Here is a 19,439-nt window from a genome sequence, read left to right as displayed (position 1 = left end):
CGTCCCTACAGCTTGATCTCGATGTCGACACCGGCCGGCAGGTCGAGGCGCATCAGCGAGTCGACCGTCTTCGGCGTCGGGTCGATGATGTCGATCAGCCGCTTGTGCGTGCGCATCTCGAAGTGCTCGCGCGAGTCCTTGTACTTGTGCGGCGAGCGGATGACGCAGAAACGGTTGATCTCCGTGGGCAGCGGCACCGGGCCCGCGACCTGTGCCCCGGTGCGGGTCACCGTCTCGACGATCTTGCGCGCCGACGAGTCGACGACCTCGTGGTCGTAGGCCTTGAGCCGGATGCGGATCTTCTGTCCCGCCATAGTGGCTTCTGTTCCTTCTCTCGATGCCGCTCTTGTCGTGGGTTGGCCCCACTCCTCCGACCCCCGCGGTCGGGCGTGTCGCGCCCTGTGGCCAGGCTCCGCCGCAACGCGGCGGTGTCTCTCGGGGATCGGGCGTCCCAATATGGGGCGCCACGCGCGAGGGTGGCTGTCAACCGAGGGCCGACAGCCACCCGTCGCGTACGCAACCTGACTAGTATGCCGTATCGCTTCCGGCAGGTCTAATCGGGGTTACCTGATTTACTTGATGATCTTCGTGACGCGACCGGCGCCGACCGTCCGGCCACCCTCACGGATCGCGAACTTGAGGTTCTCGTCCATGGCGATGGGCTGGATGAGCTTGACGGTCATCGTGGTGTTGTCGCCCGGCATGACCATCTCGGTGCCCTCAGGCAGCGTGACGACGCCGGTGACGTCCGTGGTCCGGAAGTAGAACTGCGGACGGTAGTTCTGGAAGAACGGGGTGTGCCGGCCGCCCTCCTCCTTGGAGAGGATGTAGACGGTCGCCTCGAACTCCGTGTGCGGGGTCGAGGTGCCCGGCTTGACGACGACCATGCCGCGCTCGACGTCCTCGCGCTTGATGCCGCGCAGCAGCAGACCGACGTTCTCACCCGCACGGGCCTCGTCGAGCAGCTTGCGGAACATCTCGATGCCGGTGCAGACCGTCTTCATCGACTTCTCGCGGATGCCGACGATCTCCACCTCCTCGTTCGGCTTGAGGATGCCGCGCTCGGCGCGACCCGTCACGACCGTGCCACGACCGGTGATCGTGAAGACGTCCTCGATGGGCATGAGGAACGGCTTCTCGGTCTCACGCTCGGGCTGCGGGATCGCGGTGTCGACCGCGTTCATCAGCTCCATGAGCTTGTCGGTCCACTCGGGGTCACCCTCGAGGGCCTTGAGCGCCGAGACGCGCACGACCGGCAGGTCGTCGCCCGGGTACTCCTGAGCCGAGAGCAGCTCGCGGACCTCGAGCTCGACCAGCTCGAGCAGCTCCTCGTCGTCGACCATGTCGCTCTTGTTGAGCGCCACGACGATGTAGGGAACGCCGACCTGGCGAGCCAGCAGCACGTGCTCGCGGGTCTGGGGCATCGGGCCGTCGGTCGCCGCGACCACCAGGATCGCGCCGTCCATCTGCGCGGCACCGGTGATCATGTTCTTGATGTAGTCGGCGTGACCGGGGCAGTCGACGTGCGCGTAGTGCCGCGCCTCGGTCTGGTACTCGACGTGCGCGATCGAGATCGTGATACCGCGGGCCTTCTCCTCCGGCGCCTTGTCGATCTCGTCGAACGGCGTGTAGGGGTTCACGTCCGGGTACCGGTCGTGCAGGACCTTGGTGATGGCCGCGGTCAGCGTCGTCTTCCCGTGGTCGATGTGACCAATGGTGCCGATGTTGACGTGCGGCTTAGTCCGCTCGAACTTCGCCTTCGCCACTGGTGTCCTCCTCAAGGACTTCTTGTTCCGTGCGTCCTCGGCACCCTACGGCACCGACGACACTGTCCACTTTGTGGGTGCTGGGACGATGAAGTCCCAGCACCCGCACAACTGCTATTCGCCAGTTGCCTTGGCGATGATCTCCTTCGCGACGTTCGCGGGAACCTCGGCGTAGGAGTCGAACTGCATGCTGTAGCTGGCCCGGCCCTGGGTCTTCGACCGCAGGTCGCCGACGTAGCCGAACATCTCCGAGAGCGGCACCAGGGCCCGGACGACGCGAGCGCCGCTGCGCTCCTCCATCGCCTGGATGATGCCGCGCCGGCTGTTCAGGTCGCCGATCACGTCGCCCATGTTCTCCTCGGGCGTCGTGACCTCGACCGACATCATCGGCTCGAGCAGCGCGGGGTCGGCCTTGCGGGCCGCCTCCTTCAGCACCATCGAACCGGCGATCTTGAACGCCATTTCCGACGAGTCGACCTCGTGGTACTGACCGTCGAGCAGGGTCAGCTTGAGGCCCACCAGCGGGTAGCCGGCGAGGATGCCGTACTGCATGGCGTCCTGGGCGCCCGCGTCCACGGAGGGGATGAACTCCTTCGGGATGCGGCCACCGCTGACGGCGTTGGCGAACTCGTACGTCGGGGCGTCGTTGTCGAGCGGCAACGGCTCGAGGCTGACGATGACCCGCGCGTACTGGCCGGAGCCACCGGTCTGCTTCTTGTGGGTGTACTCGATCTTCTCCACCTTGCGGCGGATGGTCTCGCGGTACGCCACCTGCGGCTTGCCGACGTTGGCCTCGACGTTGAACTCACGCCGCATCCGGTCGACCAGGATGTCGAGGTGGAGCTCACCCATGCCGGAGATGACCGTCTGGCCGGTCTCCTCGTCGTTGCGGACCCGGAAGGTCGGGTCCTCCTCGGCGAGGCGCTGGATCGCGGTGCCCAGCTTCTCCTGGTCGGACTTGGTCTTCGGCTCGATCGCCACCGAGATGACCGGCTCCGGGAACGTCATCGACTCCAGGATGACCGGGTTGGCCGGGTCGCAGAGGGTGTCGCCGGTGGTGGTCTGCTTGAGACCCTGCACGGCGATGATGTCACCCGCCTGCGCGGTCGCCCGCTCCTCACGCTTGTTGGCGTGCATCTGGTAGATCTTGCCGATGCGCTCCTTGCGGTCCTTGGTCGAGTTGATGACCGGAGAACCGGAGTCGATCGTGCCCGAGTAGACCCGGACGTAGGTGAGCTTGCCGAGGTGCTTGTCCGTCTGGATCTTGAACGCGAGAGCCGCGAAGGGCTCCGAGTTCGACGGCTTGCGCAGCATCGGGGTCTCACCGTCGGTGGCCACACCCTCGATCGCCGGCACGTCCAGCGGCGAGGGCAGGTAGTCGACGACCGCGTCGAGCATGGGCTGGACGCCCTTGTTCTTGAAGGCCGAACCGGTGAGCACCGGGTTGGCCTTGCCCGCGATCGTGGCGCGACGGATGCCGGCCTTGATGTCCTCGACGGTGAGCTCCTCACCCTCGAGGTACTTCTCGGTGATGGTGTCGTCCACGTCGGCGAGAGTCTCGATGAGCTTCTCGCGCCACTCGGCGGCCTGGTCGGCGAGGTCGGCCGGGATCTCCTCGACCGCGTAGTCCTCACCCTTCTGGGTCTCGCCACGCCAGGTCAGCGCGCGCATCCCGATCAGGTCGACGACGCCGATGAAGTCGGACTCGTTGCCGATCGGGATCTGCAGCACCAACGGGGTCGCGTTGAGCCGGTCGATCATCATCTGCACGCAGCGGAAGAAGTCGGCACCGGTCCGGTCGAGCTTGTTGACGAAGCACATCCGCGGGACGTTGTACTTGTCGGCCTGACGCCAGACGTTCTCGGTCTGGGGCTCCACGCCGGCGACGCCGTCGTAGACGGCCACCGCGCCGTCGAGGACCCGCAGCGACCGCTCGACCTCGACCGTGAAGTCGACGTGGCCGGGCGTGTCGATGATCTGGATCGTGTGATCCTTCCACTCGCACTTGGTGGCGGCGGAAGTGATCGTGATGCCCCGCTCCTGCTCCTGCTCCATCCAGTCCATGACGGCAGCGCCCTCGTGGACCTCACCGATCTTGTACGTGATGCCGGTGTAGAACAGGATCCGCTCGGTGGTCGTGGTCTTACCAGCGTCGATGTGCGCCATGATGCCGATGTTGCGAACCTTGGCGAGCGCGTCTGCGGCGGCCACTTCAATCCCTCTTCGTCGTCGTTCGGGTGGTGGTTACCACCGGTAGTGGGCGAAGGCCTTGTTGGACTCCGCCATCTTGTGCGTGTCCTCGCGTCGCTTCACCGCGGCACCGAGGCCGTTGCTGGCGTCGAGCAGCTCGTTCATGAGGCGCTCGACCATGGTCTTCTCCCGGCGGGCCTTCGAGTACTGCACCAGCCAGCGCAGACCGAGCGTGGTCTGGCGGGGCGCGCGCACCTCGATCGGCACCTGGTAGGTGGCGCCACCGACACGGCGGCTCTTCACCTCGATGGCCGGCTTCACGTTGTCCATCGCCCGCTTGAGGATGACGACGGGGTCGGTGCCGCCGCTCTTCTCACGGGCGCCCTCGAGCGCGCCGTACACGATGCGCTCGGCGAGCTGGCGCTTGCCGCGCAGCAGGATCTTGTTGACCAGCTGGGTCACCAGCGGGGAGTTGTAAACCGGGTCCGCGACCAGCGGACGGCGCGGAGCGGGTCCCTTACGCGGCATGTCAGCTCTTCTCCTTCTTGGCGCCGTAGCGGCTGCGGGCCTGCTTGCGGTTGCGGACACCCTGGGTGTCGAGCGAGCCACGCACGATCTTGTAACGGACGCCGGGAAGGTCCTTCACACGGCCGCCACGCACGAGCACGATCGAGTGCTCCTGCAGGTTGTGGCCGACGCCGGGGATGTAGGCGGTCACCTCGATCTGGCTGCTGAGCTTGACGCGGGCGACCTTGCGCAGCGCCGAGTTCGGCTTCTTCGGGGTGGTGGTGTACACGCGGGTGCACACACCGCGCCGCTGAGGGCTGCCCTTCAGCGCCGGGGTCTTCGTCTTGCTCGTCTTCGCCTGCCGGCCCTTTCGGACCAGCTGCTGAATGGTTGGCACCGGGTTTTCCGCTCCCTTCGGCCGCTTCCTCGCGGCCGCGCCTGTCGCCTCAACCGCCCGGGCGGGCGGTTCTCCAACACTCCGACCGGGCCAGGTGCTCCCGGTACCCGCGGTCGGGCGTGTCGGCCCCTCCACGGTCCCCGTGCGCGCTGACGCGAGCCCGGGGTTTCTGCCATTTGTTCGTGCTCACGCACTCGGCGGCTTGTCGCTGCCTGGCCAGAACGGTGCGCGCACGCACGGATTGCCCGGGCGAGCCCGGGCACGAAAGGAAAGAGTACCCATCGCGAGCGCGCAGGTCAAAACCCCTGTGACACCCGCGGTTGGCCTCTATCTCCGTCAATTGTAGCGGCTACCCAGGGGGACTGCCGAGGGAGGCGCTATGCCCGGATCACCCCTTACACGGCGACCTGCAGCGTGAGCGCCGCGACGAACGCGATCAGGGCGATGGCCAGCCCGAGGATCCCGCAGACGAGGCCGGCCGAAGCCAGGCCCTTGCCCTCGAACCGCATCGACGAGGCCAGGCCCACCCGCCGGATCTGCCGCCTCCCGAGGACGCCGAGCGCCACACCGGCCCCACCGGCCGCCACCGCCAACACGGTGAACGCGCCCGCTGCCCAGGCACCCCAGCCGGCCTCGGCGCCCAGCAGCCCGAAGCAGACCACGACGAACGACACCAGGATCGAGGCGATGCCGGCGATCAGGGCGCCGATCGCCAGACCCGAGGTCGCCGGCGGCACCTCCAGGTGGACGACGCCGAACGCCGTGCCCGCGATCGGATCGACGCGCCGGGCGCGCTGCTGCCCGTCCGGGGGCGGCGGCACCGACACGGGCCGCGGCTGGTTCACCGGGTACGGCGGTCCGCCTCCGCCCTGCACTGCCACGTCACGAGCATGCCATGCCGGGTCACCCGGCCCGGTGCGGAGTTCGCCGAGGTTTCACCCCGGGTTCGCCGGTCAGTCGACGCCGGGCGCGAAATCCTGGACGCCGGCCGGGTTCGCCGAGGTCAGGATGCCGATCACGGTGAGCACGACGATGGTCGCCACCGCGAGCATGATCCCGACCCAGGCCAGCCGCTCGCCGCGGCGCAGCCAGATGTTGCCGGTCAGGAAACCGCGGGAGGCGTACGCTTCGCGCCGCGCCTGCCGCACGATCAGCAGCGCGACGGTGGCCGGCACGATGCCGCCGACGAAGACCCCGGTCACGGCGGCGAGCAGCCCGAGCCCGAACACCGCGCCGGCCTTGGTCGACCGCACGGGATCCGGATCGAACGGATGCCGCAGCTCCTCCGTGGGTTGCACGAACCTGACCCTATCCGCCCATCATGAGCGCGTGACGGAATGGCACCCGGTGCGCACGGGCAAGTCCGGGGCGCGGGTCTGGCGAAGCCGCGACGCGTACCGCAAGCAGGGCCCGCCGGCCGAGATCGCCGCCGAGGCCGAAAGGCTGCGCTGGCTGGGGCTCAAGAACTTCCCGTGCCCCGAGGTGCTGGACCACTCCCCCGGCGAGCTGGTCACGGCGGCGCCGGCCGGGTCACCCGGCCGGCGCGCCGGCTTCCGCGGCGATCGGCGGCGTGCTCCGCGACCTGCACGCGCTCCCGGTGGCGGACTGCCCCTTCGACCGCCGGTTGGCCGTGACGATCGCGGAGGCGGAGGGTGTCGCCCGCGCGGGCCGGGTCGACATCGAGGCCCTGGACGCCGCCCGGGCCGGCTGGTCGGCCGAGCGCCTGCTGGCGGAACTGCACGCCACCCGTCCGCGGGCCGCGGAGGACCTGGTCGTCGGCCACGGTGACCCCTGCCGACCGAACATCCTGTTCGACGACCGCGGCCGCGTGACGGGGGTGCTCGACGTCGGCCGCCTGGGCGTCGCGGACCGCCACAACGACCTGGCGATCGCCACGAGAAACCTTGGTGCCCGCTGGTCCCCCGCGCTGCTGGCGGCCTACGGCCTGCCCGCGCCGGATCCGGCGCGGATCGCGTTCTACCGCCTGCTGGACGAGTTCTACTGACCGACAAAGCCGACGAGGACGTCGACGCCCGGCTCGTACCCGGAGGTGGTGTCGACCTTGCCCGATGCTCGCCGCATTTCGAGGAGGTTCGCTTGGCAGCGTCCGTGCTCTTCATGTCGATGTCCGTGGACGGCTTCATCGCCGACCCCAACGACGCGCTGGGTGGGAAGGACGGCAACCGCCTGCACCACTGGGGCCTCAAGCCCGACGGCGAGACCTTCCGCACCGAGGGCGCGGCCGGCGCGCTGATGGCCCTCTACAACGAGACCGGCGCGGTCGTGGCCGGCCGGCGCACCGCCGAGATCACCGACCACTGGGGCGGCACCCACCACGGCATGCCCATCTTCGTGCCCACCCACCGGCCGCCCGGTCCCACGGTCGCCAACTACCCGCTGGTCACTTACGTCCAGGACGGCATCGAGAGCGCGATGGCCCAGGCCAGAGCGGCCGCCGGTGACAAGGACGTGCTGGTCCACGGCGCGTACACGGCGCAGCGCGCGCTGGCCGCCGGTGTGCTCGACGAGATCCAGCTCCACCTGATCCCGGTGCTGCTCGGTCAGGGCCGCCGGCTCTTCGACGTGCTGCCGGCCGAGGTCGAACTCGAGATCGTCCGGGTCGTCGACACTCCCGAGGCGACCCACCTGCGCTACCGGGTGCGGCGATAGGCAAACGGAACGGGCGCCCTCCCCGAAGGGAGAGCGCCCGTTTCCGTCGTGCGGACCGCGACTAGCGGTAGGAACCGAAGTCGAAGTCGTCGAGCGGAACAGCCTGGCCGCTGGCCGGGCCGAAACCGTAGTCGGTCTCGGGGTATCCGGTCATCGAGTACACCTTGGCCTTCGCCTCCTCGGTCGGCTCGACCCGGACGTTGCGGTACTTGCTGATGCCCGTACCCGCCGGGATGAGCTTTCCGATGATCACGTTCTCCTTCAGGCCGATCAGCGAGTCGCTGCGGGCGTGGATCGCCGCGTCCGTCAGCACCCGGGTCGTCTCCTGGAAGGAGGCCGCCGACAGCCACGAGTCCGTGGCCAGCGACGCCTTGGTGATACCCATGAGCACCGGACGACCGGCCGCGGGCTCGCCACCCTCGGACACCAGCCGGCGGTTCTCCGACTCGAACAGTGCCCGGTCGACCAGCACACCCGGCAGGAACTCGGTCGAGCCGGAGTCGATCACCGTGACCCGCTTGAGCATCTGGCGGATGATGATCTCGATGTGCTTGTCGTGGATGAGCACACCCTGCGAGCGGTAGACCTCCTGGACCTCGTGGGTCAGGTGGACCTGGACCGCGCGCGGGCCGAGGATGCGGAGCAGCTCGTGCGGGTCGATGGTGCCTTCGGTGAGCTTCTCGCCCACCTCGACGTGACCACCGTCGGAGACCCGGAGCTTGACGCGGCGGGACACCTTGTCGTGGACGATCTCGTCGCTGCCGTCGTCCGGCACGATGATGATCTTCCGCGAGCGCTCGCCGTCCTCGATCCGGATGCGGCCCGGAGACTCCGCGATCGGCGCCTTGCCCTTGGGGACACGGGCCTCGAAGATCTCCTGGACACGCGGCAGACCCTGGGTGATGTCCTCACCCGCGACGCCACCGGTGTGGAAGGTTCGCATCGTCAGCTGCGTACCCGGCTCACCGATCGACTGGGCGGCGATGATGCCGACCGCCTCGCCGACGTCCACGGTCTTGCCGGTCGGCAGCGAACGGCCGTAGCAGGCCGCGCAGACGCCCAGCTTCGACTCGCAGGTCAGCACGCTGCGCACCCGCACGGTGTCGACACCGGCGGCGACGAGCTTGTCGACCATGATCGAGTTGAGGTCGGCGCCCCGCTCCACCACGAGCGAGCCGTCGGCACCCTTGATGTCGTCGGCCAGCGTCCGCGCGTGCACACCGGTCTCGGCGTGCTCGTGGACCATCAGGCCGTCGGGGCCGGCGGTGCCCACCTGCATGGTGATCGCCCGGTCGGTGCCGCAGTCCTCCTCGCGGATGATCACGTCCTGCGAGACGTCCACCAGACGACGGGTCAGGTAACCCGAGTCGGCGGTACGCAGGGCGGTGTCAGCCAGACCCTTACGGGCACCGTGCGTGGAGATGAAGTACTCCAGCACGGACAGACCCTCACGGTACGAGGCCTTGATCGGCCGCGGGATGATCTCGCCCTTGGGGTTGGCCACCAGACCACGGATCGCGGCGATCTGCCGGAGCTGGAGGAGGTTACCGCGAGCACCCGAGTTGATCATCTTCCACAGCGGGTTCTCCTGCGGCAGCGCGGTCTCCATCTCCTTGGCGACCTCGTTGGTCGCCTTGGTCCAGATCTCGATCAGCTCGCCACGCCGCTCCTCCGCGGTCATCAAACCACGCTGGTACTGCTTGTCGATCTGCTCGGCCTCGCGCTCGTACCGCTCCAGGATCTCCCACTTGCGCGGGGGCTGGATGACGTCCTCCATGCCGATCGTCACGCCGGACCAGGTGGCCCAGTGGAAACCGGCCTCCTTGAGCCCGTCGAGGGTCGCGGCCAGCGCCACCTTCGGGAACCGCTCGGCGAGGTCGTTGACGATCGCCGAGAGCTGGCCCCGCCGGATCTCGTAGTTCACGAACCGGTAGCCCGCGGGCAGGGTCTCGTTGAACAGGATCCGGCCGAGGGTGGTGTCGACGGTCAGCTGCTGACCCTGCGTCCACTCCTCCGGCGCCTCCCACGCGGGCTGGCCCGCGCCGTTGTCGACCTCGACGACGTTCTGGAGGCGGACCTTGATCGGCGCCTGCAGGTGCAGCTCGCCGTTGTCGAACGCCATCCGCGCCTCGGCGTCCGAGCTGAACGCCCGGCCCGCGCCCTTCTCCTCCGGAGAGAAGTGGGTGAGGTGGTAGAGGCCGATGACCATGTCCTGGGTGGGCATGGTGACGGGCTTGCCGTCGGCCGGCTTGAGGATGTTGTTCGACGACAGCATCAGGATCCGCGCCTCGGCCTGGGCCTCGGCGGACAGCGGCACGTGCACCGCCATCTGGTCACCGTCGAAGTCGGCGTTGAAGGCGGTGCAGACCAGCGGGTGGATCTGGATCGCCTTGCCCTCGACCAGCTGCGGCTCGAAGGCCTGGATGCCGAGGCGGTGCAGCGTCGGCGCGCGGTTGAGCAGCACCGGGTGCTCGCCGATGACCTCTTCCAGCACGTCCCACACGACCGGGCGCTGGCGCTCGACCATCCGCTTGGCGGACTTGATGTTCTGGGCGTGGTTGAGGTCGACGAGCCGCTTCATCACGAACGGCTTGAACAGCTCGAGCGCCATCTGCTTGGGCAGGCCGCACTGGTGGAGCTTGAGCTGCGGGCCGACGACGATGACCGAACGGCCGGAGTAGTCGACGCGCTTGCCGAGCAGGTTCTGCCGGAACCGGCCCTGCTTGCCCTTGAGCATGTCGGACAGCGACTTCAGCGGGCGGTTACCCGGGCCGGTGACCGGCCGGCCGCGGCGGCCGTTGTCGAACAGCGCGTCGACGGCCTCCTGCAGCATCCGCTTCTCGTTGTTGACGATGATCTCGGGCGCGCCCAGGTCGATCAGGCGCTTGAGCCGGTTGTTCCGGTTGATCACCCGGCGGTACAGGTCGTTCAGGTCGCTGGTGGCGAACCGGCCACCGTCGAGCTGGACCATCGGCCGCAGGTCCGGCGGGATCACCGGAACGCAGTCGAGCACCATGCCGAGCGGCGAGTTGCGGGTGTTGAGGAACGCCGCGACGACCTTGAGCCGCTTGAGCGCACGGATCTTCCGCTGGCCCTTGCCGCTGCGGATGATCTCGCGCAGCAGGTCGGCCTCGGCGTCCAGGTCCATGTTCTCGAGCAGGGCCTTGATGGCCTCGGCACCCATGCCGCCCGTGAAATATTCACCGAAGCGGTCGCGCAGCTCGCGGTAGAGCAGCTCGTCGGTGACCAGCTGCTTGGAGTCGAGCTTGCGGAAGGTGTCGAGCACCTCGTCGAGGCGGTCGATCTCGCGCTGCGCCCGGTCGCGGATCTGGCGCATCTCGCGCTCTCCGCCCTCCTTGACCTTGCGACGCACGTCGGCCTTGGCACCCTCGGCCTCGAGCTCGGCCAGGTCGGCCTCGAGCTTGGCGGCGCGACCCTCGACCGCGGAGTCCCGGCTGTTCTCGGACTGCCGCTTCTCGGCGAGGATCTCGTTCTCGATGGTGGAAAGGTCGCGGTGGCGGGCCTCGGTGTCCACGCTGGTGACAACGTAGGACGCGAAGTAGATGATCTTCTCGAGGTCCTTGGGCGCCAGGTCGAGCAGGTAGCCGAGGCGGCTCGGCACACCCTTGAAGTACCAGATGTGCGTCACGGAGGCGGCGAGCTCGATGTGGCCCATCCGCTCGCGCCGCACCTTGGACCGGGTCACCTCGACGCCGCAGCGCTCACAGATGATGCCCTTGAACCGGACACGCTTGTACTTACCGCAGTAGCACTCCCAGTCCCGCTGAGGACCGAAGATCTTCTCGCAGAAGAGCCCGTCCTTTTCCGGCTTCAGGGTGCGGTAGTTGATCGTCTCGGGCTTCTTGACCTCGCCGTGCGACCACTGACGGATGTCGTCAGCCGTTGCCAGGCCAATGCGCAGCTCGTCGAAGAAGTTGACGTCGAGCAATTTATGTCCCTCGAGTCTGTCGTTGCTCTTTACCTACCGGGCGGGGCGGCCGGGACCTCGCGGTCCCGGCCCCCAACTCACACTTCCTCGACGCTGCTCGGCTCACGCCGGGACAGGTCGATGCCGAGTTCCTCCGCGGCGCGGAACACCTCGTCGTCGGTCTCGCGCATCTCGAGGGCGACGCCGTCGCTGGAGAGCACCTCGACGTTGAGGCACAGCGACTGCAGCTCCTTGAGCAGCACCTTGAACGACTCCGGGATGCCCGGCTCCGGGATGTTCTCGCCCTTGACGATCGCCTCGTAGACCTTGACGCGGCCCAGGACGTCGTCGGACTTGATCGTGAGCAGCTCCTGCAACGCGTACGCCGCGCCGTAGGCCTGCATCGCCCAGCACTCCATCTCGCCGAACCGCTGGCCACCGAACTGCGCCTTACCACCCAGCGGCTGCTGCGTGATCATCGAGTACGGGCCGGTCGACCGAGCGTGGATCTTGTCGTCGACCAGGTGGTTCAGCTTCAGGATGTAGATGTATCCGACCGCGATCGGGTCGGGCAGCGGCTCGCCGGACCGGCCGTCGAACAGCTGCGCCTTGCCCGAGCCACCGACCAGCTGCACTCCGTCCCGGTTGGGCAGGGTGCTGCTGAGCAGCCCGGTGATCTCCTCTTCCTTGGCACCGTCGAAGACCGGCGTGGCCACGTTGGTGTCCGGCACGGACTCACCGGCACCGATGGACTTCAGCGCGCTCTTCCACTTGGCGTCGTCGCCGTCGATCTTCCAACCGGTCTTGGCGACCCAACCGAGGTGGGTCTCCAGGACCTGGCCGATGTTCATCCGGCTCGGCACACCGAGCGGGTTGAGCACGATGTCGACCGGCGTCCCGTCCTCGAGGAACGGCATGTCCTCGACGGGCAGGATCTTGGAGATGACGCCCTTGTTGCCGTGGCGGCCGGCGAGCTTGTCGCCGTCCTGGATCTTGCGCTTCTGGGCCACGTAGACGCGGACCAGCTCGTTGACGCCCGGGGGCAGCTCGTCGCCGTCCTCGCGCGAGAAGGTGCGGACGCCGATGACCGTGCCGGTCTCGCCGTGCGGAACCTTCAGCGAGGTGTCCCGGACCTCACGCGCCTTCTCACCGAAGATCGCGCGGAGCAGCCGCTCCTCCGGGGTCAGCTCGGTCTCGCCCTTCGGCGTGACCTTGCCGACCAGGATGTCGCCGGTGACGACCTCGGCGCCGATCCGGATGATCCCCCGCTCGTCGAGGTCGGCGAGCATCTCCTCGCTGACGTTCGGGATGTCGCGGGTGATCTCCTCCGGCCCCAGCTTGGTGTCGCGGGCGTCCACCTCGTGCTCCTCGATGTGGATCGAGGTGAGGGTGTCCTGCTGCACCAGCTTCTGGGACAGGATGATCGCGTCTTCGTAGTTGTGACCCTCCCAGGGCATGAACGCCACGAGCAGGTTGCGCCCGAGCGCCATCTCGCCCTCGTCGGTGCACGGCCCGTCGGCGATGACCTGGCCGGCCTCGACGCGGTCGCCCTCGAAGACCACCGGCTTCTGGTTGACGCAGGAGCCGGAGTTGGACCGACGGAACTTGTGCAGCAGGTACGTACGGCGGTGGCCGTCGTCCTGGTGCACCGTCACGTAGTCGGCGCACAGGTCCTCGACCACGCCACCGACCTCGGCCACGACCACGTCGCCGGCGTCGACCGCGGCACGGTATTCCATGCCCGTGCCGACCAGCGGCGACTCGGCCTTGACCAGCGGCACGGCCTGACGCTGCATGTTGGCGCCCATGAGCGCGCGGTTGGCGTCGTCGTGCTCGAGGAACGGGATCATCGCGGTGGCGACCGAGGTCATCTGCCGCGGCGAGACGTCCATGTAGTCGACCGCGGTGCCGGCCACGAAGTCGACCTCACCACCCTTTCGACGCACCAGGACCCGGTCGTCGGCGAACGTGCCGTCGCTGTTGAGCACAGCGTTGGCCTGCGCCTTGACGAAACGGTCCTCCTCGTCGGCGGTCAGGTAGTCGATCTGGTCGGTGACCCGGCCGTCCTCGACCTTGCGGTACGGCGTCTCGATGAAGCCGAACGGGTTGACCCGTCCGAACGTCGAGAGCGCACCGATCAGGCCGATGTTCGGGCCTTCCGGCGTCTCGATCGGGCACATCCGGCCGTAGTGGGACGGGTGCACGTCACGGACCTCGAAGCCCGCGCGCTCACGGGACAGACCACCCGGGCCGAGCGCGCTCAGCCGGCGCCGGTGGGTGAGACCCGCCAGCGGGTTGGTCTGGTCCATGAACTGCGAGAGCTGCGACGTGCCGAAGAACTCCTTGATCGCCGCCACGACGGGGCGGATGTTGATCAGGGTCTGCGGCGTGATCGCCTCGACGTCCTGGGTGGTCATCCGCTCGCGGACGACGCGCTCCATGCGGGACAGGCCGACCCGAACCTGGTTCTGGATCAGCTCGCCGACCGTCCGCAGGCGGCGGTTGCCGAAGTGGTCGATGTCGTCGGCCTCGTAGCCCTCCTCACCGGCGTGCAGCCGGCAGAGGTATTCCACGGTGGCGACGATGTCGTCCTCGGTCAGCGTGCCCTTGTTGATCGGGACGTCGAGCTCGAGCTTCTTGTTGAACTTGTATCGACCGACCTTGGCGACGTCGTACCGCTTCGGGTTGAAGAAGAGGTTGTCGAGCAGGGTCTGCGCGTTCTCCCGCGTCGGCGGCTCACCCGGCCGCAGCTTGCGGTAGATGTCGAGGAGCGCCTCGTCCACGCCGGCGATGTGGTCCTTCTCGAGCGTGGTCATCATGAGCTCGGACCAGCCGAAACGCTCACGGATCTGCTCGTTGGTCCAGCCGATCGCCTTCAGCAGGACGGTGACCGCCTGCCGACGCTTGCGGTCGATGCGGACGCCGACGGTGTCGCGCTTGTCGATGTCGAACTCCAGCCAGGCACCCCGGCTCGGGATCACCTTGACGCTGGAGAGGTCGCGGTCGGAGGTCTTGTCCGGCTGCTTGTCGAAATAGACGCCCGGAGACCGGACGAGCTGGCTGACCACGACCCGCTCGGTGCCGTTGATGATGAACGTGCCCTTGGGCGTCATCATCGGGAAGTCACCCATGAACACGGTCTGGCTCTTGATCTCGCCAGTCGTGTTGTTGGTGAACTCCGCGGTCACGAAGAGCGGCGCGCAGTAGGTCAGGTCCTTCTCCTTGCACTCTTCGATCGAGGCCTTGACCTCGTCGAAGCGGGGCGCGGAGAAGGAAAGGGACATGGTGCCAGAGAAGTCTTCAATCGGACTGATCTCATCGAGAATCTCTGCGAGACCCGAGCGGGCGTGCGGATCATCAGCCGACCGGCCCTGCCAAGCCTCGTTGCCGACCAGCCAGTCAAACGACTCGGTCTGGATGGCGAGGAGGTTGGGGACCTCGAGGTGTTCGGTGATCCGGCCGAAGGAAATTCGGCGGGGAGCGAAAGCGCTCGACGTACGACTGGTCTTCGCAGGGCGGGAAGCTGCCAAGATGCGTCCTTCCGAGGACCGGTGTTGCTGATACGGCCGTTGTTCGTGCAGTCCGACGGGCCCTACCCACAAACGTCCAGTTGGACATTACGGACAGGGTCAAAGACGGAAGACACGGCAAACTAGCAGTGTAGCCGAACGGCTAACCGCTGTCCAGCCCATGGCGCAGAAGTCCGCGGAGCGTGTCTCCGGGGCACCAAACGGGCGCCACCTGGCCGCTCAGAACGCGTCTTCTCCACCTCGATCGGGCTTGGTGTCCCATACCCAACCGGCGGCTGTTGCAAGCGCGGAAGGTCTTGCTTGCTGATGTCAGCGTGCCTGTAAGCACACTCCGCGTCAAGGGTTCTGACGCGGGTCGGACCAGGTCTTTGAACTTGATCCGGACCTAAGGGTACGCCGACGGGCGGCAACCTGTCCTGGTCACCGCCCGTTGACGTACACGCGAATTACTTGAGGGTGACCTTGGCGCCCTCGGCCTCGAGCTTGGCCTTGGCCTTCTCCGCGGTCTCCTTGTTGACCTTTTCGACGACAGCCTTGGGGGCCGCCTCGACGAGGTCCTTGGCCTCCTTGAGGCCCAGGCCGGTCAGCTCGCGCACGACCTTGATGACCTGGATCTTCTTGCCACCGTCGGCGTCGAGGATGACGTCGAACTCGTCCTGCTCGACGGCCTCCTCGGCGGCGGCGCCGCCGGCCGGGCCGGCAGCCGCGACCGCGACGGGCGCGGCGGCCTTGACGTCGAAGGTCTCCTCGAACTGCTTCACGAACTCGGAGAGCTCGATCAGCGTCATCTCCTTGAACGCGTCGAGCAGCTCGTCGGTGCTGAGCTTCGCCATGTTTCCTAACCTCTTTTGGTAGATCGTGGGTCTCGGTGGTGCGCTCAGGCCGCGTCGGCGGCCGGGGCGCCTTCCTGCTCGCGCTTGTCCTGCAGAGCGGCGACCGTACGGACGGTCTTCGACAGCGGCGCCTGGAACAGGGCCGCGGCCTTGGCCAGGTTGGCCTTCATGCCGCCGGCCAGCTTGGCCAGCAGCACCTCGCGGGACTCGAGGTCGGCGAGACGGTTGACCTCAGCCGCCGTGATCGCCTTGCCCTCGAAGACGCCGCCCTTGATGACGAGAAGCGGGTTGGCCTTCGCGAACTCGCGCAGGCTCTTCGCCGCTTCCACGACGTCGCCGGAGACGAAGGTGAGCGCGGTAGGACCGGAGAACAGCTGCTCGAGGCCGTCGATGCCCGCCTCCGACGCCGCACGCTTGGCCAGCGTGTTCTTGGCGACCGAGTACGTGACCTCCTTGCCGAGCGAGCGCCGCAGCTGGGTCAGCTGCGACACCGTCAGACCCCGGTACTCGGTCAGCACGGTGGCGCCCGAGTTACGGAACTGCTCGGTGAGCTCGGCGACGGCCGTGGCCTTGTCGGCCCGAACCGGCTTGTCCGCCATGTCCCTCCCTTCACAATGCTCGAAGCTGGTCGTGCTCGGCTCCGGCAATGGAAACGCCCCGGCGCAGGGCGCACGGGGCGGGAGGCGACATGGTCGCTGACTCACGAACCGTCCAACCTGCGCGGGCCGCCCGATGAGCCAGGGCCTTCGATCGCGCCTCACGGCACGATGACCAGCGGTCTTTGGTGGAACTTCGCCGCTAGGTTACGCGACGCGACAGCTCGCTGCCAAATCCGCTTCCGGTACGGCGGTCAGCTGCGCGTGCGCCGCATCCGGGCGTAGCCGGCGATCACCACGGCGGTCCAGAGCAGGGCGTGCGCGGACAGGGTCACGAGGGAGGCGCTGTCCGGATGGTCGGCCAGGCGGCGGGCGGCGGCCATCAGGGGTGGCGCGAGCCACGGCACGACCGAGCCGTCGAGGCCCAGCACGATCGCCAGGACCGAGCCGGTGACGAGGACGGCGATGCCGTACAACGTCGATCTTGTCACCGCCCGGCTCGCGAGGGCGCCGAGGCCGACGGCGGCGACCAGGCTCGCGGCGTGCGCCCAGAGGCCGGGCGCGATGCCGGCCGGGCCGGTGATCGCGCCGAACAGCCAGGGCAGGATCATCGCGAACGCGACGGTGCCGGCGCCGACCGCGGCGGCCGCGAGCAGGCCGGCGGCGAGTTCGCGGTGCGGGCCGACGGCGGTGACAGCGAGCCGGCGCTGGACGTCGGGCTCGGTGTCCAGCAGCAGCTTCGCCTGCCAGGCGACCACCGGGAAGAGGGCCACGGCGGAGAAGCCGTACGCCTCGGCCGCGTCGGACCGGCCACCGCCGTAGATGATGCCGACCATTACCAGGGTGCCGAGCAGGCCGGGCAGGGCGCGGCCGCCGCGGACGAAGGCGGTCAACCGCATCCGGACCAGGGCGGACATGCTCAGACCACCGCCTTCGTACGCACGGCGATCACGTCGTGGCCCGCAGCCCGCAGGTCGGCCGCGGTCGCCTCCGCCTCGGCCGCGGGCACCGCGATCTCGATGACGGCGTGGGCCTGCGCGACGTCGCCCTGGGTCACGGTGCCGTCGGCGACCGTCCAGGTGATGGCGCCGGGCAGCCGGCCGGTCTCGCCGCGGTGGTCGCTGACGAGCACGATGCCGCCGGCGGCGGTCACCTCTTCGACGATCTCGGGCACGAGTTCCCGGGCGGCGGCGTCGAGGCCCTCCCACGGCTCGTCGAGGACCAGCAGCTTCGGCCGCGGGATCAGCGCCTGGGCGAGGCCGACCTTCTGCGCGGTGCCCTTGGAGAGATCACCCAGGCGGGTGCGGCGGTAGGCGGTCAGGCCGAGGCGGTCGATCCAGGTGTCCACCGGGTCCGTCATGGGGTGCAGCCGGGCCATCGCGGTCAGGTAGCCGTGCACCGTGAACGGTTGGTCGGCGGGGAAGCGCTCGGGGACCCAGCCGACGGGCCCGGGACGCTCGCGGATCTCGCCCGCGCTGGGCCGCAGGACACCGGCGACGAGTTGGAGCAGCGTGGACTTGCCGACGCCGTTGCGCCCGAGCACGACGCCCGTGCCGCCGGGCGGCAGGTCGACCGAGACGTCCCGCAGCACCCACGCCCCACGCCGCCCGTAGCGGTACGAAACCCCGTCCAGCCGCACGCGGCTGACTCTCCCACGCGGGACGGGGAAACGGAACCCTTGCACCAAGGCCTTGATACAAGTCGCGTCGCTTGTCACAATCAGCCGATACAAGTGGCGGAGGAGGGAGAGGCATGGCGCGGGGACGACTCATGCGATTGACCGGCCTGACCGGGGGCGTGCTGCTGGCCTGCGTCCTGGGCGCGTGGGGCGTCGTCGCTCCCGCGTTCGCGGTGCCGGCCCTGGCCGCGCTGCTGGCCGGCGGCCTGGTGCTGGCGGACCGCACGGTCGCCCGCCCGGCCGGCGCCGGCGTACGGACCGCGCGGTTGGTCCGGCGCCGGACGCTGGATCTGGTGCCGGCGGCGCCCGCGGCCGGTGTGGTGCTGTTGACGGTCGCGCTGGGTGGGCTGCTCGGCGTGACGGGCCCGGCGTCGACGCCGCACAAGCACTCGGACCTGATGCCCAACCACCCGAACGACGGCCGGCACATCGGCTGCGTGTCCGGCGGGGTCGCCCAGCAGGGCCCGTGGCCGGGTTGGTTCTACGCGATCACGATCGGCAGCACGCTGCTCGTCGCCGCGGTGGTCGCCGTCATCGCCCTGCGCCGCCTCCCGACCCGACCCGTCGACGGTGCGGCGGGCGACGCGTACCGCCGGACGACCGCGAGCGGCGTCGTGTCGGCCCTGGGCGTGCTGGTAGCGGTGGCACTGGGCGGCGCGGCCTGGTTCACCCACTCGGTCCTGGGGCAGGCGGGCGTCTGCGACGAGCCGGTCGCGTTGGACGCCCGGCGGTGGCTGGTCGGGCTGATGCTGGTGGCGCTGGCTTCGTTCGCGTACTACGCGACCCGGCTGGTGCTGCCCCCGTCGGCCCCGACCAACCGCGTCGTGGGCGCGCTGGTGCCGACCCGATGACCACGGAACCACTGATCACAGTGGACTCGGATCAACCGGTGCCGCCGTACGTCCAGATCCGCGACCAGATCGCCGACCTGGTCAGCACGGGCTCGCTCACGGCCGGCACGCGCCTGCCCCCGGTCCGCCAACTGGCGGCTGACCTGGGCCTGGCGACCGGCACGGTAGCCCGCGCCTACCAGGAACTGGAGGCAACGGGCCACCTGGAAACCCGCCGCGGCGGCGGCACAAGGGTGGCCCCGCACCACGGCAAACGCCGCGCCGACGTCCTCCGCCAACACGCGGAAGACTTCGCCACCACAATGCGCCGCCTAGGCGTAACCCACGACGAGGCCCTGGCCGCGGTCAGCACAGCCTTCACAACGGCCCTGCCCCGCCGATAACCACGGCCAGGGCGAGAACCGGCGACGTGCTCGACCGGATCCACAACCCACGACCGACCCTCGAAGCGCAACAACCGACAAAGAGGCATTGCCACACGGCTGTTGTCGAC

Annotated in this window: 16 protein-coding genes and 1 pseudogene; 4 read left to right on the top strand and 13 right to left on the bottom strand. The window is 68.6% G+C overall.

Annotated elements, in window-relative coordinates; all coding sequences use genetic code 11:
* Positions 1 to 5: 5 nt before the first annotated feature.
* The 7 genes from rpsJ to Asi02nite_RS11915 form a co-directional block, all read right to left on the bottom strand.
* The gene (gene rpsJ, locus Asi02nite_RS11945; RefSeq protein WP_007073037.1) at positions 6 to 314 is read right to left on the bottom strand and encodes a 30S ribosomal protein S10; all 309 of its coding nucleotides are present in this window, start codon (positions 312 to 314) and stop codon (positions 6 to 8) included.
* A 258-nt stretch (positions 315 to 572) separates the two neighbouring features.
* A complete protein-coding gene (tuf, locus tag Asi02nite_RS11940) occupies positions 573 to 1,766 on the bottom strand; it encodes an elongation factor Tu (protein ID WP_203712543.1) in 1,194 nt (397 codons plus the stop codon).
* Positions 1,767 to 1,880: 114 nt separating this feature from the next.
* Positions 1,881 to 3,977 (bottom strand): elongation factor G, encoded by a 2,097-nt coding sequence (gene fusA, locus Asi02nite_RS11935; protein ID WP_203712542.1) that lies wholly within the window; start codon positions 3,975 to 3,977, stop codon positions 1,881 to 1,883.
* A 33-nt stretch (positions 3,978 to 4,010) separates the two neighbouring features.
* The gene (gene rpsG, locus Asi02nite_RS11930; RefSeq protein WP_203700023.1) at positions 4,011 to 4,484 is read right to left on the bottom strand and encodes a 30S ribosomal protein S7; all 474 of its coding nucleotides are present in this window, start codon (positions 4,482 to 4,484) and stop codon (positions 4,011 to 4,013) included.
* A gap of 1 nt (position 4,485) precedes the next feature.
* Positions 4,486 to 4,860: a 30S ribosomal protein S12 gene (gene rpsL / locus Asi02nite_RS11925; RefSeq protein ID WP_014440718.1), complete on the bottom strand. Its 375-nt coding sequence runs from the start codon at positions 4,858 to 4,860 to the stop codon at positions 4,486 to 4,488.
* Positions 4,861 to 5,255: 395 nt separating this feature from the next.
* Complete coding sequence (locus tag Asi02nite_RS11920) at positions 5,256 to 5,741, bottom strand: hypothetical protein (protein ID WP_239126662.1); 486 nt, start codon at positions 5,739 to 5,741, stop codon at positions 5,256 to 5,258.
* A 72-nt stretch (positions 5,742 to 5,813) separates the two neighbouring features.
* Entirely contained in the window at positions 5,814 to 6,158 is a 345-nt protein-coding gene (locus Asi02nite_RS11915) for a hypothetical protein (RefSeq protein WP_203712541.1), read from the bottom strand.
* A 4-nt stretch (positions 6,159 to 6,162) separates the two neighbouring features.
* Here Asi02nite_RS11915 and Asi02nite_RS42725 point away from each other — a divergent pair.
* A pseudogene (locus Asi02nite_RS42725) lies at positions 6,163 to 6,865 on the top strand (APH(3') family aminoglycoside O-phosphotransferase).
* 92 nt (positions 6,866 to 6,957) lie between these two features.
* Complete coding sequence (locus Asi02nite_RS11905) at positions 6,958 to 7,530, top strand: dihydrofolate reductase family protein (RefSeq protein WP_239126661.1); 573 nt, start codon at positions 6,958 to 6,960, stop codon at positions 7,528 to 7,530.
* A 61-nt stretch (positions 7,531 to 7,591) separates the two neighbouring features.
* Here Asi02nite_RS11905 and Asi02nite_RS11900 read toward each other — a convergent pair whose 3' ends face one another.
* The 6 genes from Asi02nite_RS11900 to Asi02nite_RS11875 all read right to left on the bottom strand — a co-directional run bounded on the left by Asi02nite_RS11900 (position 7,592) and on the right by Asi02nite_RS11875 (position 18,056).
* Positions 7,592 to 11,479, bottom strand: coding sequence for a DNA-directed RNA polymerase subunit beta' (locus tag Asi02nite_RS11900; RefSeq protein WP_203712539.1), 3,888 nt, complete (start codon positions 11,477 to 11,479; stop codon positions 7,592 to 7,594).
* A gap of 77 nt (positions 11,480 to 11,556) precedes the next feature.
* Complete coding sequence (gene rpoB / locus Asi02nite_RS11895; RefSeq protein WP_203712538.1) at positions 11,557 to 14,988, bottom strand: DNA-directed RNA polymerase subunit beta; 3,432 nt, start codon at positions 14,986 to 14,988, stop codon at positions 11,557 to 11,559.
* A 446-nt stretch (positions 14,989 to 15,434) separates the two neighbouring features.
* Positions 15,435 to 15,821 (bottom strand): 50S ribosomal protein L7/L12, encoded by a 387-nt coding sequence (gene rplL, locus Asi02nite_RS11890; RefSeq protein WP_203712537.1) that lies wholly within the window; start codon positions 15,819 to 15,821, stop codon positions 15,435 to 15,437.
* Between the two features lie 44 nt (positions 15,822 to 15,865).
* On the bottom strand, positions 15,866 to 16,420 hold the full coding sequence (gene rplJ / locus Asi02nite_RS11885) for a 50S ribosomal protein L10 (protein WP_203712535.1): 555 nt from the start codon (positions 16,418 to 16,420) through the stop codon (positions 15,866 to 15,868).
* 251 nt (positions 16,421 to 16,671) lie between these two features.
* The gene (locus tag Asi02nite_RS11880; protein ID WP_203712533.1) at positions 16,672 to 17,334 is read right to left on the bottom strand and encodes a hypothetical protein; all 663 of its coding nucleotides are present in this window, start codon (positions 17,332 to 17,334) and stop codon (positions 16,672 to 16,674) included.
* A 2-nt stretch (positions 17,335 to 17,336) separates the two neighbouring features.
* Positions 17,337 to 18,056 carry an ATP-binding cassette domain-containing protein gene (locus Asi02nite_RS11875; protein WP_203712532.1) on the bottom strand — a complete coding sequence of 240 codons (720 nt, stop codon included), beginning with the start codon at positions 18,054 to 18,056 and terminating at the stop codon, positions 17,337 to 17,339.
* A 113-nt stretch (positions 18,057 to 18,169) separates the two neighbouring features.
* Here Asi02nite_RS11875 and Asi02nite_RS11870 point away from each other — a divergent pair, with 113 nt between their 5' ends.
* Positions 18,170 to 18,946 (top strand): hypothetical protein, encoded by a 777-nt coding sequence (locus tag Asi02nite_RS11870; protein WP_203712531.1) that lies wholly within the window; start codon positions 18,170 to 18,172, stop codon positions 18,944 to 18,946.
* Positions 18,943 to 19,329 (top strand): GntR family transcriptional regulator, encoded by a 387-nt coding sequence (locus Asi02nite_RS11865; protein ID WP_203712530.1) that lies wholly within the window; start codon positions 18,943 to 18,945, stop codon positions 19,327 to 19,329. Before Asi02nite_RS11870 ends, Asi02nite_RS11865 begins: the two co-directional genes overlap by 4 nt.
* Positions 19,330 to 19,439 lie beyond the last annotated feature (110 nt).

This window comes from Asanoa siamensis (assembly GCF_016862555.1).
Lineage (GTDB): Bacteria > Actinomycetota > Actinomycetes > Mycobacteriales > Micromonosporaceae > Asanoa > Asanoa siamensis.
This window is presented reverse-complemented; position numbering and strand designations above follow the sequence as displayed.

Excerpts from the sequence above, each read along its gene's own strand:
- rplJ (WP_203712535.1), bottom strand. The coding sequence starts at position 16,420 with ATGGCGGACAAGCCGGTTCGGGCCGACAAGGCCACGGCCGTCGCCGAG.
- rplL (WP_203712537.1), bottom strand. The coding sequence starts at position 15,821 with ATGGCGAAGCTCAGCACCGACGAGCTGCTCGACGCGTTCAAGGAGATG.
- Asi02nite_RS11880 (WP_203712533.1), bottom strand. The coding sequence starts at position 17,334 with ATGTCCGCCCTGGTCCGGATGCGGTTGACCGCCTTCGTCCGCGGCGGC.
- rpsG (WP_203700023.1), bottom strand. The coding sequence starts at position 4,484 with ATGCCGCGTAAGGGACCCGCTCCGCGCCGTCCGCTGGTCGCGGACCCG.
- rpsJ (WP_007073037.1), bottom strand. The coding sequence starts at position 314 with ATGGCGGGACAGAAGATCCGCATCCGGCTCAAGGCCTACGACCACGAG.
- Asi02nite_RS11870 (WP_203712531.1), top strand. The coding sequence starts at position 18,170 with ATGGCGCGGGGACGACTCATGCGATTGACCGGCCTGACCGGGGGCGTG.
- Asi02nite_RS11865 (WP_203712530.1), top strand. The coding sequence starts at position 18,943 with ATGACCACGGAACCACTGATCACAGTGGACTCGGATCAACCGGTGCCG.